12 protein-coding genes and 1 pseudogene are annotated in these 16,347 nt (G+C 67.6%); 10 read left to right on the top strand and 3 right to left on the bottom strand.

What is annotated here, in order from left to right:
* The coding region (locus AC0IXR_RS01695) for a beta strand repeat-containing protein (protein WP_471759516.1) at positions 1 to 4,601 on the bottom strand (4,601 nt) is incomplete at its 3' end.
* 446 nt (positions 4,602 to 5,047) lie between these two features.
* Complete coding sequence (locus AC0IXR_RS01690; protein ID WP_471759514.1) at positions 5,048 to 6,025, bottom strand: LysR substrate-binding domain-containing protein; 978 nt, start codon at positions 6,023 to 6,025, stop codon at positions 5,048 to 5,050.
* A gap of 141 nt (positions 6,026 to 6,166) precedes the next feature.
* Here AC0IXR_RS01690 and AC0IXR_RS01685 point away from each other — a divergent pair, with 141 nt between their 5' ends.
* The 8 genes and pseudogenes from AC0IXR_RS01685 (at position 6,167) to AC0IXR_RS01650 (ending at position 12,542) form a co-directional block, all read left to right on the top strand.
* Positions 6,167 to 6,847: an orotate phosphoribosyltransferase gene (locus AC0IXR_RS01685; protein ID WP_471759513.1), complete on the top strand. Its 681-nt coding sequence runs from the start codon at positions 6,167 to 6,169 to the stop codon at positions 6,845 to 6,847.
* A complete protein-coding gene (locus AC0IXR_RS01680; protein ID WP_471759512.1) occupies positions 6,844 to 8,118 on the top strand; it encodes a hydantoinase/carbamoylase family amidase in 1,275 nt (424 codons plus the stop codon). The genes AC0IXR_RS01685 and AC0IXR_RS01680 overlap by 4 nt, the downstream gene beginning before the upstream one ends.
* Before the next feature lie 167 nt (positions 8,119 to 8,285).
* Positions 8,286 to 9,074: a transporter substrate-binding domain-containing protein gene (locus AC0IXR_RS01675; protein ID WP_200919110.1), complete on the top strand. Its 789-nt coding sequence runs from the start codon at positions 8,286 to 8,288 to the stop codon at positions 9,072 to 9,074.
* A gap of 105 nt (positions 9,075 to 9,179) precedes the next feature.
* Positions 9,180 to 9,842, top strand: a complete 663-nt coding sequence (locus AC0IXR_RS01670; protein WP_471759510.1) for an amino acid ABC transporter permease — start codon at positions 9,180 to 9,182, stop codon at positions 9,840 to 9,842.
* 10 nt (positions 9,843 to 9,852) lie between these two features.
* The gene (locus tag AC0IXR_RS01665; RefSeq protein ID WP_419952935.1) at positions 9,853 to 10,494 is read left to right on the top strand and encodes an amino acid ABC transporter permease; all 642 of its coding nucleotides are present in this window, start codon (positions 9,853 to 9,855) and stop codon (positions 10,492 to 10,494) included.
* Complete coding sequence (locus AC0IXR_RS01660) at positions 10,491 to 11,291, top strand: amino acid ABC transporter ATP-binding protein (protein ID WP_056427772.1); 801 nt, start codon at positions 10,491 to 10,493, stop codon at positions 11,289 to 11,291. Before AC0IXR_RS01665 ends, AC0IXR_RS01660 begins: the two co-directional genes overlap by 4 nt.
* 1 nt (position 11,292) lies before the next feature.
* Positions 11,293 to 11,567: pseudogene (locus tag AC0IXR_RS01655) on the top strand (transposase); the annotation flags it as partial.
* Positions 11,568 to 11,736: 169 nt separating this feature from the next.
* Positions 11,737 to 12,542 (top strand): IS5 family transposase gene (locus AC0IXR_RS01650; RefSeq protein ID WP_471759509.1). Its coding sequence is split into 2 segments (ribosomal slippage): positions 11,737 to 12,067 and positions 12,067 to 12,542, totalling 807 coding nucleotides; the frame shifts between segments, so codons are not numbered across the junction.
* Between the two features lie 287 nt (positions 12,543 to 12,829).
* Here AC0IXR_RS01650 and AC0IXR_RS01645 read toward each other — a convergent pair.
* Positions 12,830 to 13,546: a sulfate transporter family protein gene (locus AC0IXR_RS01645; protein ID WP_056427781.1), complete on the bottom strand. Its 717-nt coding sequence runs from the start codon at positions 13,544 to 13,546 to the stop codon at positions 12,830 to 12,832.
* A 266-nt stretch (positions 13,547 to 13,812) separates the two neighbouring features.
* Here AC0IXR_RS01645 and AC0IXR_RS01640 point away from each other — a divergent pair, with 266 nt between their 5' ends.
* Together AC0IXR_RS01640 and AC0IXR_RS01635 are read left to right on the top strand one after the other, a co-directional pair.
* Entirely contained in the window at positions 13,813 to 15,144 is a 1,332-nt protein-coding gene (locus AC0IXR_RS01640) for a flavin monoamine oxidase family protein (RefSeq protein ID WP_471759508.1), read from the top strand.
* 125 nt (positions 15,145 to 15,269) lie between these two features.
* Positions 15,270 to 16,328 carry an HD-GYP domain-containing protein gene (locus AC0IXR_RS01635; protein ID WP_056427785.1) on the top strand — a complete coding sequence of 353 codons (1,059 nt, stop codon included), beginning with the start codon at positions 15,270 to 15,272 and terminating at the stop codon, positions 16,326 to 16,328.
* Positions 16,329 to 16,347: the final 19 nt, after the last annotated feature.

The following is a 16,347-nucleotide window of genomic DNA, read 5'->3' as shown; positions in this document are numbered from 1 at the left end:
GCCGACAGCGTGAAGCTCACACTGGTCCTGACCATGTCGGTGCCGCCGCCATCCGTCTCGAACACGCGGTCACTGGCATTGTCGACGATGTAGCTGTCGTCGCCGTCATACCCGGAGGCGCTCGTCCCCGGGCCGGTCAGCAAGAAGACGTTGTTGCCCGCATCGCCTCGGTTGGAGCCAGTGACAGTCACCCGCAGATGCGAGGAACCGGCGCCACCCTGTCCATCCGAGAGCGTGTAGAGGAAGTCGTCGACGACGCTTGCTCCCACCGCGACCCGGCCCTCGGCATTAGCTTCGTACGTGTAGCTGCCGTTCCCCTTCAGGGTGAGCGTGCCGTAGCGGCCGGCGATCACAATCTCGCCGTCGACGGCCGTCCGGGTCGTGCCGGCGGTCACTGCCCTGATCGCGGTGATCGTCAGGGTGCCGCTGTCGGGGTCGATATCGTTGCCGAGCACGCCACTCGCCACGGAATTTCGCTGAACAACCTCGATCACGTCGTCGGTCGCGACGGGGGCGTCGTTGACTGAGACGAGAGTCAGCGCCCGGGTCGCTGCCGTGATGGCCGTGCCGTCGCCGACATCGTAGCTGAGCGTAACCAAACCGTTATAGTCGGCGTCCGGCGTAAGCGTGAAGGTCCCGCCCGTGATCGTCACCGTGCCATGGTCGGCCCTCAGGTTCGTGACCGCGAGCGTTGCACTGTCGGTGTCGGTGTCGGTGAAGCCCTTCAGTAGGTTGGAGAGCAGACCCGTATAGGCAGTGTCCTCCCTGCCGGCCGCGAGTGTCGCCTGGGTGCCGGTGAGACGCGGCGCATCGTTCACCGCCGTGATCGTGACGGTGGTGGTGCCGGTGGTAGTCCCGACGCCACCCGAGCCCTGGGCGCCGGTATTGCCGTCCGAGAACGTCCAGACCAGCGTGGCAGAGGTCGGAGGCGTGTCGGAGGTGTTGGCGTAGGTGACGGCGCGCGCCACCGCCTCGGCGAGATCCGAGGTGGCCACCTCCGTGCCGGTGAAGGTGACGGTGAGCGTGCCGGCCGTGTCGGTGAAGGTGGCGAAGGTCGCCCCGTTCGTGTCGAGCAGGTCGTTGCCCGAGACCGTGAAGGTCGAGGCGCCGAAGCCGAACGTGTCCTGCGCATTCGCCCCGCCCTGGCGGGCAAGGGTCAGCGTGGCGCCGGCATAGTCGCCGACGCCGCTTTGCAGCGCGTCGAGTTCGGCATCGGAGAGGATGACGTCGCTGTCGAGGATGACGGCGGCGCCGTTCTCGGTGAACGCCACCGTGCCGCCGAGCGAGCTCTGCAGGTTGAACGTGGTGTCGAGGCTGCCATCCGCGTTGTAGCGCACCACCGCGAAGTCGTAACCGGTGCCGCTCCCGATGCCGTAGCCCGCGACGACGATCTTTCCGTCCGCCTGGACCGTGATGCTTTTGGCAATATCCTCCGCTGTGCGGTCGCTGACCGGGGTGAGGATCTTGCCGGTCCCGTCCGGTCCGAAGCCGGTGTCGAGGCTGCCGTCCGCGTTATAGCGCACCAACGTGAAGTCTTGGCTTCCGCTGCTCATGCCTTCGCCTGCGACGAGGATCTTGCCGTCCGCCTGGAACGTGACGTTGTAGGCAAAGTCCGATGCCGTGTCGGCGCCGACCGGGGTGAGGATCTTACCTGTCGCGTCCGGGCCGAAGCCAGTATCGAGGGTACCGTTCGTGTTGTAGCGCACCAGTGCGAAGTCGTAGCCGGTCCCGCTGCCCTGGCCATAGCCCGCGACGAGAATCTTGCCGTCCGCCTGCACGGTGACGCTGTAGCCGGCGTCGTTCGACGTGCCGACGCCGACCGGGGTGAGGATCTTGCCGGTGCCGTCCGGGCCGAAGCCGGTGTCGAGGCTGCCATCCGTGTTGTAGCGCACCGCAGCAAAGTCTTGGCCGTTGCCCCAGCCGGAACCCACGACGACGATCTTACCGTCCGCCTGGAGCGTGACGCTGTTGCCCTGATCTGACGCCGTGCCCGCGCTGATCGGAGTGAGGATCTTGCCGGTTCCGTCCGGACCGAATCCGGTGTCGAGACTGCCGTCCGCGTTGTAGCGCACCAGCGCGAAGTCTTGGCCGCCGCTGCCCTCGCCGTAGCCCGCGACGACGATCTTGCCGTCTGTCTGAACCGTGACGCTGTAGGCGATGTCGCTCGACAGGCCGGTGCCGACCGAGGTGAGGATCGTGCCGGTCCCGTCCGGGCCGAAGCCGGTGTCGAGGCTGCCATCCGCGTCGTAGCGCACCAGCGCGAAGTCGTAACGGTTGTCGGCACCTACGCCATACCCCGCGACGACGATCTTGCCGTCTGTCTGGAGCGCGACGCTACGTCCATAGTCTGACGCCGTGCCGGGGGCGGCGGGGGTGAGGATCTTGCCGGTCCCGTCCGGGCCGAAGCCGGTGTCGAGGCTACCGTCCGCGTTGTAGCGCACCAACACGAAGTCGCTGCCGCCGGTCCCGTCGCCATAGCCCGCGACGAGGATCTTGCCGTCCGCCTGGACCGTGACGCTTTGGCCGACGTCTGACGACCCGTCGGCGCCGACCGGGGTGAGAACCACGCCGGTTCCGACACCGATGAACGACGGTGCGTCGTTCACGGCCGCGATCACCGTGCTCAGGGTCGCGGGCGTGCTGTCCGTACCGTCGCCGACGCTGTAGCTGATCGTGATCTGGCCGCTGTAGTTCGCGTCCGGCGTGACGGTGTAGCCGCCCGCCCCGTCGCCGACGATGGTGCCGTGATCGACGCTGAGGTTGGACAGGACGAGGGTGGTGCCCTCGGGATCGGCGAAGCCCTGCAGCAGGTCGTCCGCCGTCACCGTGAAGGCGGTGTCCTCCGTGCCGGCCGCGAGCGTCGCCTGCGTGCCGGTGAGCAGCGGGGCGTCGTTCACCGCCGTGAGCGAGAAGCTGCGGGTCGCGGGGGCCGGGGCATTGGTGCCGTCGCTGACGCCGTAGGTCAGCGTCACCGGACCCGTGGCGTTCGCTACCGGCGTGATGGTGAAGGAGCCGTCCAGGTTCGCCGTGACCGTGCCGCTGGACGAGGTCAGGCCCGACACGGTCAGCATCGCGGTGCCCGCATCGGCCCAGCCCTCGAGCAACTGCGCCTCGGTCACCGTGTAGGCGACGTCCTCCGTGCCGTCGGCGAGCACGGTCTGCGTGCCGGTCAGGGCCGGAGCGGTGGCGTCTATGGCCAGGTCGGTATCGGAGCCCGTGGTCGCGCTGGAGACGCTGGCCGGGTCGAAGGACAGCGCAGTGGTCGTGGTGTTGAGCAACACGGAGACGGTTCTGCCATCGTTATTCGCAACGAGGATGTCGAGCCGGCCGTCGCCGTTCACGTCGGCCACCGTCGCGCTGCGAGGCTCGGAGCCGACGGCTAGGTCGGTCGTGCCGCTGAAGCCGCCGGCCCCGTCGCCCAGACGCACCGAAACGGTGTCGTTGCCACTGTTCGCGGTGAGGATGTCGAGATGGCCGTCGCCGTTCACGTCGGCCACCGTCACGCTGAAGGGAGCGGAGCCGACGGATATGCCGGTCGTGCCGCTGAACCCGCCGACCCCGTCGCCCAGACGCACCGAGACGGTGCCGTTGCCGTTGTTCGCGGTGAGGATGTCGAGCTTGCCGTCGCCGTTCACGTCGGCCACCGTCACGCCGAAGGGGTCGGCGCCGACGGATATGTCGGTCGTGCCGCTGAAGCCGCCGGCCCCGTCGCCCAGACGCACCGAGACGCTGTTGCCGTTGAAGTTCGCGGTGAGGATGTCGAGCTTGCCGTCGCCGTTCACGTCGGCCACCGTCATGCTTGTGGGAGCGGCGCCGACCGATATGTCGGTCGTACCGCCGAAGCCGCCGGCGCCGTCACCCAGCCGCACCGAGACGGTGTCGGTGCCGCTGCTCGCGGCGAGGATGTCGAGATGACCATCGCCGTTCACGTCGGCCACCGTCACGCTGCCAGGCTCTGAGCCGACGGCTACGTTGGTCGTGCCGCTGAAGCCGCCGGCCCCATCTCCCAGGCGCACCGAGACGGTGCCGCCACTGTTGTTGGCGGTGAGGATGTCGAGATGGCCGTCGCCGCTCACGTCGGCCACGGTCACGCTGATAGGCTCGGAGCCAACGGATACGTTGGTCGTGCCGCTGAAGCCGCCGGCCCCGTCGCCCAGACGTACCGAAACCGTGTTGCTGCTGTTGTTGGCGGTAAGGATATCGAGCTTGCCATCCTCGTTCACGTCGGCGACCGTCACACTCGCTGGCGCGCCGCCCACCGTGACGTTCGGTGCCGTCGCGAAGTCGAGCAGGCCGGACCTGTCCAGCGATCCGCCGTTGAGATCGAGGCCGGTGACGGTGAGGCTCGCGTCGTCCTCCCCGGCCGCGATCGTATAGGTGAAGGTCGCGCGCCCTTGCCCGTCGAGGCCGGCATAGGTGGCGGTCGCGCCGTTGCTCAGGGTCAGCCGCGGCGCGACCGTGACAGCGACGGCCGTTTCCGTCTCCAGCGTGAAGGTGACGGTGTCGCCCGCCTTCAACGTGCCGGCACGGCTGGCCGTCGTGACGATGCCGGTCGCCTTGTTCAGGTCGGTCACGTCGGTCGTCGAGTTCGGCAGCGTCATGACTCATCCCCACGGCTCCGCCGCATCGCGAGGCCGCCCTTCGTTCAGGTTCGTGGAAGGCTCCACATCGGGAGCCAATGCAATGCGAGGCCCTGGGGGGACATGGGGTCGTCGGCACCATGCCTTCTGGGCGCCCTTCCCTACTGCGAATCATCAGACTGTTCTAGTCAAAAAACCGGCATACGCACTAATTATCGTATCTGTACTTATAAAAGGCGCCCTTATCAGCCAAATGTTAATTAATGTTTTATAGATTACAAATTATAGGGACATTATTGTAAATCATATCGCAGCATGCAGCCGTCGCGAGCAAAACTCGAAAGCAAATGCGAGCTAATTTACAACAAAATTCGTCTCGTGAGCTTGAATTATCAAGATTTACCCACGCGGGCGCGCAGGGGCCTTCGTCCGCAGGGCCTCAGCGAGCCCGACTCATGGATCATGGCTCACTGAAGCTTGGTATCGGCGACGGCTTCCGGCGCGAGAAGCCCCTCGACGAACCGCATTGCCGGCCCCGACAAGGCGGCGAAATCGACGGCATAGAGATTGAGGGCGCTCACCGCCCAGGCATCGGTGAGCTCGGCCGCGTGCAGGTGGCGCTCGCCCAGGGCCTGGAAGGCACCTTCGGCCATCACGCCGATGCCCATGCCGCATTCGATCATCCGGCACATGGCCGAGAGGCTGTCGACCTCGACCCGCTGACGCAGGGCGCGCCGGGCCTCGCGGGCGACCCGGTTGAGGTGGATCTGCACCGTGCTGCTGCCGCGCATGCCGACCTGCTCGAAATCCAGGGATTCGGAGTAGGCCACGTGGCTGCGGACGCCCAGCGCATGCCCTTGCGGCATCACCAGGACGAGGCGTTCCGTGCGGTAGGGCCGCGCCGACAAGGGAAGGCCGGGCTCGCAGGCGCCGCAGATGCCGAGATCCGCCTCGCCCTCGATCACGTCCTGCGCCACGCTGCGGCTGCTGCGCTGGCGCAGGTCGATACGGATGTCGGGATGCGTCCGCGCGAAGCGGGCCATGTCGCCGGGCAGGAACTGCTCCACCGCCGAGGCGCTGGCGCTGAGGCGGACGCGCCCACGCACCCCGCCGGCGAATTCGGAGAGGTCGCTGCGCAACTGCTCTACGTTCAGCAGGATCGTCAGGGCGTGCTGGCGCAGCTGCTCGCCGAGGAAGGTCGGCCGGACGCCGCGGGCATGGCGGGCCAGCAGCGGATGGCCGATCACCGCTTCGAGTTCGGCGACCCGGCGGCTCAGGGCGGAGGCCGCGATCTGCCCGCGCTCGGCCGCCCGCGCGATGCTGCCGGTCTCGCAGATCAGCACGAACAGCTCCAGCGTCCCGAGATCGAGCTGGCGAAGGAAGTGGCGCGGCGACGGCACGAAGGGGCTTTCCGGCTTGACGAAGTTCGCCGTGTCGGCAGGCAAAACCGGCGCCATCGCGGTCAAACGGGCGGCCGAGCCGTCGCGGAATGCGATGGCTCGGTGCCGGAGATTGAACTTCTCGGGCCCCGAGCCCCTGCCTAGGTTGCGGCCTCGCTTCCCCCGACACTCCCGGAAAACGTCGCGATGTCCTCAACCTTCCAGCCGGCCGCGTCCTCCGCGCGGGTGGCCCAGGCGCTGGTGCAGGTCGGTGCCGTGCGCCTCACCACCGGCCAGCCCTTCATCTACACCTCCGGCTGGGCGAGCCCGGTCTATGTCGACACCCGCCTGCTGATGTCGGATGTGGCCCTGCGGACCCTGGCGATGGATCACGCGGCCGCGCGCCTCGCCGGGACCGTCGCCGAGAGCGGCGTCAACGCGATCATCGGCGCGGAGAGTTCCGGCATCGCCTTCGCGGCCTGGATCGCCGAGCGCCTGCGCCTGCCGCTTCTCTACCTGCGCAAGAAGCCGATGGGCTGGGGCCAGGAAGCCCGCCTGGAAGGACGCCTGCCCCACGAGGCCCGCCTTCTCCTTGTCGACGATGTCACCACGGACGGCCGCTCCAAGATCGCGGCGGCCCGGACTCTGCGCGAGGCCGGAACCGCGATCGCCGACGTCCTCGTCGTGGTCGATTACGGGATCTATCCCGATTCCGCCGCGCGCTGGGCCGAGCACGCCCTGGCCCTCCACGCCCTCACGACGTGGCGCGACCTGCTCGCTGCTCTGCGGGAGGCCGGGGACCTCAGCGCGGAGGCCGGAGCGATGCTCGACGCCTTCACGGCGGACCCGGTCGCGTGGTCTCTCGCCCATGGCGGAGTCGGCGCGTGAGCCGGCCCCTGCACCTGGCGAACCGCATCCTCGACGCAGTGGCGGACCTCTCGCGCGACGGGCGCGGCGTCACCCGTGAGGCCTACGGCCCGAGCGAAGAGGCGGCGATGCGGGCCTTCGAGGGCTTCGCCGCCGAACTCGGCCTCGCGGCGGAGCGCGATCGCTTCCAGAACCTCTGGCTGCGACTGCCCGAGGATGCGCGCTCCGAGCCGCCGGTCGTGATCGGCTCGCACCTCGATTCGGTGCCGCAGGGCGGCAATTTCGACGGTCTCGCCGGGGTCGTCGCCGGCCTGCTGGTGCTCGACCGCCTGCGCGGCCGGGCCGGACTGGCGCCGCCCCTGCGGGTCCTGGCCCTGCGCGGGGAGGAGAGCGCCTGGTACGGCAAGGCCTATACGGGCTCGCTGGCCCTCCTCGGCCGGCTGCCCGCCTCGGCCCTGGCCCTGCCCCATCGCGCCGGCCGAGGCACCCTCGGCGAGGCCATGGCCCGCAGCGGCGTCGATGTCGATGCGGTCTCGCGGGGCGAAGCATTGCTGCGGCCGCACGAGATCGCCGCCTATCTCGAACTCCATATCGAGCAGGGGCCGGTGATGATCGCGCGGGGCTGGCCCTCGGCGGTGGTCACGGGCATCCGCGGCAACATCCGCCGCCACCGCATTCGCTGCGTCGGCGAGGCCGGGCATTCCGGGGCGGTGCCCCGCTGGCTGCGCAAGGACGCGCTCCTCGCGGTGGCCGAACTCCTGTCGAGCATGGACGAGCATTGGCGCGTGCTGCTCCAGATGGGCGTCGACCTCGTGATGACGGCGGGCATCTGCACGACATCCGTACAATCGCACGCCGTCTCGGTCATACCCGGCGAAGTGACGTTCAGCTTCGAGATCCGAAGCCAGGATTCGGACACGCTGGCGCGGTTCGACCAGCTGTTCCAGGAGGCCTGCCGGGGCATCGCCGCGAGCCGGGGCGTCAGCTTCGACTTCGACGCGGCCCTCACCTCGGCCCCGGCCGCCATGGATGCGGGCTGGATCGCACGGCTGGAGGCGGCCGGCGCGGCGCGGGGGGCGCCGGTGGAGCGCGTCCCGAGCGGGGCGGGTCACGACGCCGCGGTCTTCGCCGGGTCCGGCGTGCCCGCCGCGATGGTGTTCGTGCGCAACGCCAACGGATCGCACAACCCGCACGAGGCCATGGACACCGCCGACCTCCTCGACGGCGTCGACCTGCTCCTCACGGCGCTGACCGGGGCGGCGGCGAAGGACGTGTCCGGGCTCGCGGCTTGACGTTCGTCACGCCCTGTCCCCCGACCGCGCTGCCAAGTGCACAAGAATTGCACAGGCCTCGCGAATGCAGAGGCCCCCGCAATCGCGGATGCCCCCCGGCGGTCTTCGCAGCGGCGGTCTCTGCAAGAAAGCTCGTTTCCCCAAGAGAGTTTGATTTGCCGATGTCCCTGACCAAACGTAGCCTCCTCCTCGCCCTCGGCCTGAGTTCCGCCCTGCTGTCGATGGGGAGCGTTCAGGCCCAGGAGGCGCTCGGGCAGATCGAGAAGTCCAAGGTCGTGAAGATCGGCGTGCCGGCCGATTACCCGCCCTACGGCTTCGTCGGCCTCGACCTGAAGCCGATCGGCCTCGACATCGATGTCGCCAACCTAATCGGGGCCAAGCTCGGCGCCACGGTGGAACTGGTGCCGGTGGTGAGCGCCAACCGCATCCCCTACCTCCAGACGAAGAAGATCGACCTCATCGTCTCGACGCTCGGCAAGAACGAGGAGCGGGTGAAGATCATCGATTTCAGCGCCGCCTACGCGCCCTTCTACCAGGGCGTGTTCGCGCTGAAATCCCTTCCCATCAAGAGCTTCGACGACCTCGCGGGCAAGTCCGTGGCGGTGACGCGCGGCGCCATGGAGGACGAGATGCTGGGCAAGGTCGCCCCCGCCTCCACCCAGATTCAGCGCTTCGAGGATCAGGCCGCCACCACCGCCGCCTTCGCGGCCGGGCAGACCCAGGTCATCGCCACCAGCGTCTCGAATATCGGCGTGCTCAGCCGCAAGAGCCCTAATCTCGGCATCGAGTACAAGCTGCTGCTACGTGACAGCCCCTGCTTCGTCGGCATCGCCAAGGGCGAGGACGCCCTCTTGAAGAAGGTCAACGAGATCGTCCTGGCCGCCAAGGCGGACGGCACCCTCGAAGCCCTCTCGCAGAAATGGCTGAAGCGCGGGACCGGCGACCTCCCCCTGTAGAACCCGCCCTCGAGAACCTGCCGCTCTGAAACTCGCCCGTCCGCCGAGGGCCGTCCCGCTGGGCCGGCTCTCGCTCACGCCGCCTGCCGGGGTCCCCGACCGTCCATGCCGCTGCAACTCGACTTCGCGAGCATCCTCGCCCAGTGGCCCCTGCTCGTCCGGGGGGCGGCCTGGACCATCGGCCTGACGGCGGTCGCCACCCTGCTGGGGGGGATGATCGGCATTCTCTGCGCCTGGGCGCGGGCCAGCGGGCCGCGTCCGCTGCGCTGGCTCGCCGGCGCCTATGTCGAGCTGATCCGCAACACGCCCTTCATCGTGCAGCTGTTCTTCATCTTCTTCGGCCTGCCGGAACTCGGGATCCGGCTCTCGCCCGCCGTGGCCTCGATCCTCGCCATGACCGTCAATTTAGGGGCTTACGCCACCGAGATCCTGCGCTCCGGCATCGAGGCGACGCCGCGCGAGCAGATCGAGGCCGCCGAGAGCCTCGCTTTGACCCGGGCGCAGGTCTTCACCCGGGTAGTGCTGCCCCCGGCCCTCAAGAAGGTCTGGCCTGCCCTGGTGAGCCAGATCGTCATCGTCATGCTGGGATCGGCCGTCTGCGGCCAGATCTCAACGGAGGAACTGAGCTACGCCACCAACCTGATTCAGAGCCGGAACTTCCGGGCCTTCGAAGCCTACATCGTCGGCACCCTGATCTACCTCGCCCTCGCGATCCTCGTACGCAACCTGCTCAACTGGGCCGGGCCGCGCTTCCTGTTCGGCCGTTAGGGAGGTCGCCATGCCGGAATTCACCCTCTGGGACATCGTCCGTAACCTGCTCCTCGCCGCGCGCTGGACCGTGGCGCTCTCCCTGATCGCCTTCCTCGGGGGCACGATCGTCGGCCTTGGCCTCCTGCTCCTGCGGCTCTCGGGACGACGCGTCCTTGAGCGCGGCGTGGGCGCCTATGTGCAGCTCTTCCAGGGCACGCCCCTGCTGATGCAGCTGTTCCTTCTGTATTTCGGCCTTGCGATGGTGGGGGTGAACACCTCCGCCTGGCTCGCGGCCTGCGTGGCGCTGACCCTCTACGCCTCCGCCTACCTGACCGAGATCTGGCGCGGCTGCGTCGCCGCGATCCCGCGCGGGCAGTGGGAAGCCTCCGCCAGTCTGGCGCTGAGCTTCGGCCAGCAGTTCCGCCACATCATCCTGCCCCAGGCCTTGCGGATCGCGGTAGCGCCCACGGTGGGCTTCCTGGTCCAGGTGGTGAAGGGCACGGCGCTCGCCTCGGTGATCGGCTTCGTGGAACTCACGAAGGCCGGCGGCATGATCGCCAACGTCACTTACGAGCCGATGCTAACCTATGCCTGCGTGGCGGCGATGTACTTCGCCCTGTGCTTCCCCATCAGCCTCTATGCCCGTGTCCTCGAAAGGAAACTCGCATGAATGCCGTTCCCGAGCCGCTGCCGACGGGCGGCCTCGCCGGTACGCCCCACACCCGGGTCGGCGCCCCGATCCTGCGGATCACGGCATTGCGCAAATCCTACGGCACCCACGAGGTCCTGCGCGGCATCGACCTCGACGTGGCGCGCGGCGAGGTGCTGGCGATCATCGGCAAGAGCGGCTCCGGCAAGAGCACGCTCCTGCGCTGCATCAACGGCCTGGAGGTGTTCCAGCACGGCTCGCTGATCGTCGACGGAAAGCACCTGCTCTACGACAACGCCAAGGCCATGCGTGAGCTTCGCCAGGGCGTCGGCATGATCTTCCAGAACTTCAACCTGTTCCCGCACCTCTCGGTGGGGCGCAACGTCATGCTGGCGCCGCACCTCGTGAAGAAGCGCGGGGGCCCCGAGAACGAGGCCCGCGCCCGCCAGCTCCTCGCCCGCGTGGGTCTGGCGGAGAAGTTCGACGCAATGCCGGACAAACTCTCCGGCGGGCAGCAGCAGCGCGTGGCCATCGCCCGGGCGCTGGCCATGGACCCGGCGATCATGCTCTGCGACGAGATCACCAGCGCGCTGGACCCCGAACTCGTCGGCGAGGTCCTTCGGGTGGTGGAATCGCTGGCCGAGGAGGGCATGACCCTCCTGATGGTCACCCACGAGATGAACTTCGCCCGCAAAGTCGCCGACCGGGTGATCTTCATGCATCAAGGGCTGGTCCACGAGATCGGCCCGCCCGCGGAGGTGTTCGGCGCTCCGAAGACGCCCGAGCTGCGCCAGTTCCTGTCGTCGCTGCACGATTGAGGATGCTGGCGACGCCAAGGAGGCGAACCTCGTCGGGCTGCAGGAGCCGCGGATCATAACCCATCTGGCTCCGGGGCGGGCGTGTCACGGCGAGACGGATGCTGCCGGTCGCCGGAAGCTGACGAAGACGTCCCCGATGCGTGCGATGACCGCGCGGTTGAAGCGGCGGGCGGCCGCAGGAAGCAGGTGGTCGAGCGCGTGTTTGGGCAGATCGAGCAGACCCGAGGCTCGCGCCGGTTCCTACTTCGAGGCCTCGACAAGATCTGGGGCGCATGAGCGATGATCTGCACCGTCGGCAACTTCCTCAAGCTGGCGAAGGCCGGGAACTGAACCCAAAGCAAGTGACATGACCGTCAAAATTTCCATGCCAATCCCGACGCGCGAAGCCATTACTTAGAGCGACTAACAGAACGGCACGAAGCTGGAAGTTCAGCGTTGGTTTTGCATGGCCAGACCGCTTCTCCCCGATGATCTCTGGGATGAGATCGCTCCGCTCCTCCCGCCGCCTCGGCCCCGTCCCAAGGGCGGGCGTCGTCCGATCGAGAACCGGGCCGCCCTGACGGGCATCCTGTTCGTGCTGCGCTCGGGTCTGCCGTGGGAGATGCTACCGGCCGAGATGGGCTGCGGCTCCGGCATGAGTTGCTGGCGGCGGCTGCGGGACTGGCAAGCGGCGGGCGTATGGAGCCGCCTGCATCACGTGCTGCTGGAGCGCCTGCACGCAGCGGGTGAGATCGACTGGAACCGGGCTTGCCTGGACAGCGCGTCTGTCCCGGCTAAAAAAGGGGGCCTGCCACCGGCCCGAACCCGACGGACCGGGGGAAGCCGGGCACGAAGCGCCACCTCGTCACCGACGCGCGCGGCACGCCGCTCGGCTTCTGCCTGAGCGGGGCCAACAGACACGACACCGTCATGATGGCGACCACCCTCGATGCCATTCCGCCTGTGCGGAGTGGTCGACGAGGGCGACCGCGACGCCGTCCGGACAAGCTGCACGCCGACAAGGCCTACGATGCCCGACCCCGTCAGCAGGAGTGCCGGGCGCGGGGCATCGTCCCGCGCATCGCGCGGAAGGGTATCGAAAGCAGCGAGAAACTCGGTCGGCATCGTTGGGTCGTCGAGCGTACCCACGCGTGGTTCAACCGCTTCCGCCGCCTGCCCGTCCGCTACGAGCGACGCAGCGACATCTACGAGGCCTTCACGAGCCTCGCGACCAGCCTCATCACTCTCAACCAGATCAAACGGTTCTGTTAGGCGCTCTTAGACAGACGCGGTGATTGGGGTCCGGCCGCGGGTCCGCTGAAGACGGCTGCTCCTATCGAGATGTGGGATCGTGGGCGCGTTTGAATCGCCACGACATCAGGAAGGATCAGCCATGACACACCTTCCCGGGCTCGACGTCTCCCCGAAAGAGACCGCCATCTGTGTGGCCAACCAGGCGTGTCGGAACATTCAGGAGCCGGGAGCCCTCGGCCAATGGCAGGCCCTACAGCTCCGATTTCGACCTCACATTTTGGCGACGACCTGCCCTGAACGGGGCATTATCCGAGCCGCTTGCGCGGATCCGGTCCGGTCAAAGCAGCCTTCCGGCTCAATCCCTTATGGACATGCACCATCAGGGCGATGCCGAAGAGCGGCGTCAGCAGGTTGAGGACGGGCACCACCATCAGCCCCGCCAGCATGGCGCCGGCTGTCATGGTGGTCATGCCGAAATGCCGGCGCATCTCCCCCGCTTCCGCCATGGGCCGGAAGCGCCCGGCGGCGAGTTCGAAATACTCGCGTCCGAGCAGGTAGGTGTTGGCGAGGAAGAACGCCACGAGGTTCACGCCCGGCACGAAGAACAGGATCAGCGCCACGAGGTTGACCAGCAGGGCGAGCCCCGCGAAGCGCAAGGCGTAGAGCATCGCCGAGCCGATCGGCAGTGCCGTGCCCGGGGCGTCACCCGGAAAATCGGTGCGCTCCACGATGGCCGCCGCATCGTCGAGGAAGTAGCCCGCGACCAGGATCGAGACCGCCGGCATGACATAGGCGAGGCCGATGAACAGGCCGGCGCCGGCGAAGAAGACCGCCAGGGTATCCAGGAACGGATAACTCGCCGAGAGATGATGGTTCGCCAGGAACCAGTCGATCGCCTTGGTGAGGCCGGCCCAGATCAGGATGAGAAGCCCGATCGTCAGGGCGAGCGACTTCCACAGGATGGCGCGCAGAGGCGGCGAAAGCACCTGCCTGAGGGCAGCGTAGGCAGCCTGAATGAGCATGGCGGCCGAATCCTTGTTCCGCACGAGGGAAGACGGGTGCCCGGACAGGCCCGGCCGTCAGCGCCGGGTTCTGGCGTCGCCCGCGCTGCGGCGCAACCCCGGCCGGTCTTTCGCGGTGCGGCATGGCCTCTCCAACGATGCGACATGAAGGACGAGCCTCACACGAGTCCGTGCAATGTTCTCCCACCGTAACGGCTGGTAGAGAATCACCACGCACTCTCCCCTGCTTCGCCGATCACGGACATCCCCCGGAAACAACCCTCCGCATGGTCCCCCCACCCCGTCCCGCCCACAGCCACTTGCGGCAGAGCATCGCGCCGCGCCTCGCACCGCTGCCCAACCACGCGGATGTGATCGTGGTCGGCGCAGGCGCCGCCGGCATCGCCGCGGCGCGGACCCTTACGGAGCGGGGCATCTCGGTGGCGGTGCTGGAGGCGCGTGATCGGATCGGCGGTCGGCTGCTTACCACGATGCTGCGCGGCCACCCGTTGGATCTCGGCGGGCATTGGCTCCATGCCGGACCGATCAATCCACTGGTTCGCCTGGGCAAGGCGCGTGGCGAGCCCCTGCGGGTCGCAGCGCAGGAGGGACACCTGCTCGTATCGGGCCGGAAAGGGCGCCGGGCGGAAGTCGCGGCCCATGCCCGTGCCTTCTCGGTGGCCGATCGCGCCCTGACCAGCCAGGCCGGCCTCGAAGGCCCCGACCGTCCGGCCTCCAGCGCCCTCCCGCCCGGTCTGGGCCCCTGGGCGGAACGCATCGCCCTCGTCCACGGCCTCGTCTCCGGGCGCCCCCTCACGGAGGTCTCCCTCCACGACTTCCCCAGCATGGAATACGGCGACAATTACTTCATCGCCGGCGGCTTCGGCGGCTATCTCGCCCGTCTGGCGCAGGGGCTTCCCATCGCCCTGAACACGCCGGTCGTGCGCATCGACTGGTCGGGAACCGGTGTCACCGTGGAGGTGGCGGACGGATCGGTGCGGCGGGCCGCGGCGGTGATCGTGACGATCCCGATGATGGTGCTACGCGCAGCACCGCTCTTCACCCCGTCCCTGCCGCCCGAGACGCGCGCGGCCATCGACGGGTTCTCCAGCGGGATCTACGAACACGCCGTGCTGCACTGGCCGTCCGCCCCCTTCCTCGGGCGCGACCGGCTCGCCGCCTTGACGGGCGGACGCCACAAGCCTCCCGGACTGCTCACACGTGTGGATGGGACGCCGTTTCATCTGTTCGAACTCGACACGCCGATGACCCAGGCCCTGGATGCCCGTGGCCGGAACCCGGATTCCGTCCGGCGCCTCGTGCGCGCTGTCCTGGCGGACCATGTCGGCCATCGCGCCCTGCACGATCTCTCCATTCCGGCCGTCAGCGAGTGGCGCCACGACCCGTGGTCGCTCGGTTCATGGGCCGTGGTCCCGCCCGGACATGCTCCGGCACGGACGCAACTTCAAACATCGCTGGGCAACAAGATCTGGTTCGCCGGTGAGGCGCTGTCCCGTCTGCAATGGGGAACCGCCGGTGGAGCCTATGAAGAAGGTACGAGAGCGGCGAATGAAGCTGCATCCTCCATTCAGACACATCTCAAGTTGCACTCTCAGTAGGTCACGACCTGTCGCATGTCACATTGTGCTTTTATCATTATACATCATGACTGGATTAAGCCTCTTTCCATATTTACAAATTATAACGAAACCGTGGGTATCGCCGGATCTCGGGCTTAGTGCGAATGCTGGATGGGACAGTCCTACTAATTACAGACCGGCCGGACAGCAGCGAGATCTTGCGCGGCGAACTGAGCCTCGTAGCGGATTGCAAGGTCGTCCGGTTCGATGCGGCCTTCGACATCACGCGTGAGACGATTGGTGCGATATCCGATGTGACCCTCGCTCGGCGCGACGCCGTGACCGCCATGCGCCGGGCCTTCGCGAAGCTCAACGGCGCGGACGTTCCCATCATCTGCCTCTTGCGCAACACGAGCGAGAACGGCCTACGCGACGCCAAGAACCTCGGCGCGACGTGCTGCCTCTCGGCGCACACGCCCCCCGCCATGGTCGCCCGCACGATGATGACGCAGGTGATCCAGGACCGTGCGGACAGGCCGGTGCGGAGCATCGAGCGCGGCGTGGCACGGGCCACCGAAGTCCTGACCCGCCTGTTCGATGGCGCCCGGTCGAACGGCCCGGTCGCTCTGGCACAAGTCGATGCCAGCCTCGAACCGATCATCGAAGCGGTTCGCGACGGCGGATTGACCCGTTGGCTCGACCGGGTCTGGACGCATGATGACGCCACCTACCAGCATTGCCTGCTGGTGGCAGGCGTTGCCGCCAAGTTTTCGCTTCACCTCGGCTTCTCGGCCAGCGACCGCAATCACTTCGTCCGCGCCGCTTTGCTCCACGATCTGGGGAAAGCCCGGATTCCGCTGGCGATCCTCAACAAGCCGGGCCGGCTCGACGAAGGAGAGATGACGGTCATGCGCACGCATCCGGTCATCGGCTACGAGAAGCTGAAAGCGGCCGGCTGCGATGCCCTCACCCTCGGCGCCGTGCGGCATCATCACGAGATGCTCGACGGTTCGGGCTATCCCGACCGCCTCAGCGGGGATTCCATCGGCGATACCGTGCGGCTGATGACGATCTGCGACATCTACTCGGCGCTGACCGAGAAACGCGCCTACAAGCCGGCCATGCCGAACGCCGTCGCCATGGCGATCCTCTCGGACATGAAGGGTCGGCTGGAGGACAGGCTAGTCCAGTCCTTCGGCGAGGCCATGGGGAACGGCTCGTGACGAAGCCGAAACGAATCTC

This window comes from Methylobacterium sp. AC832, assembly GCF_979256025.1.
Note: the sequence above shows the minus strand (reverse complement) of the source record. Positions and strands in the feature narration are given on the sequence as shown.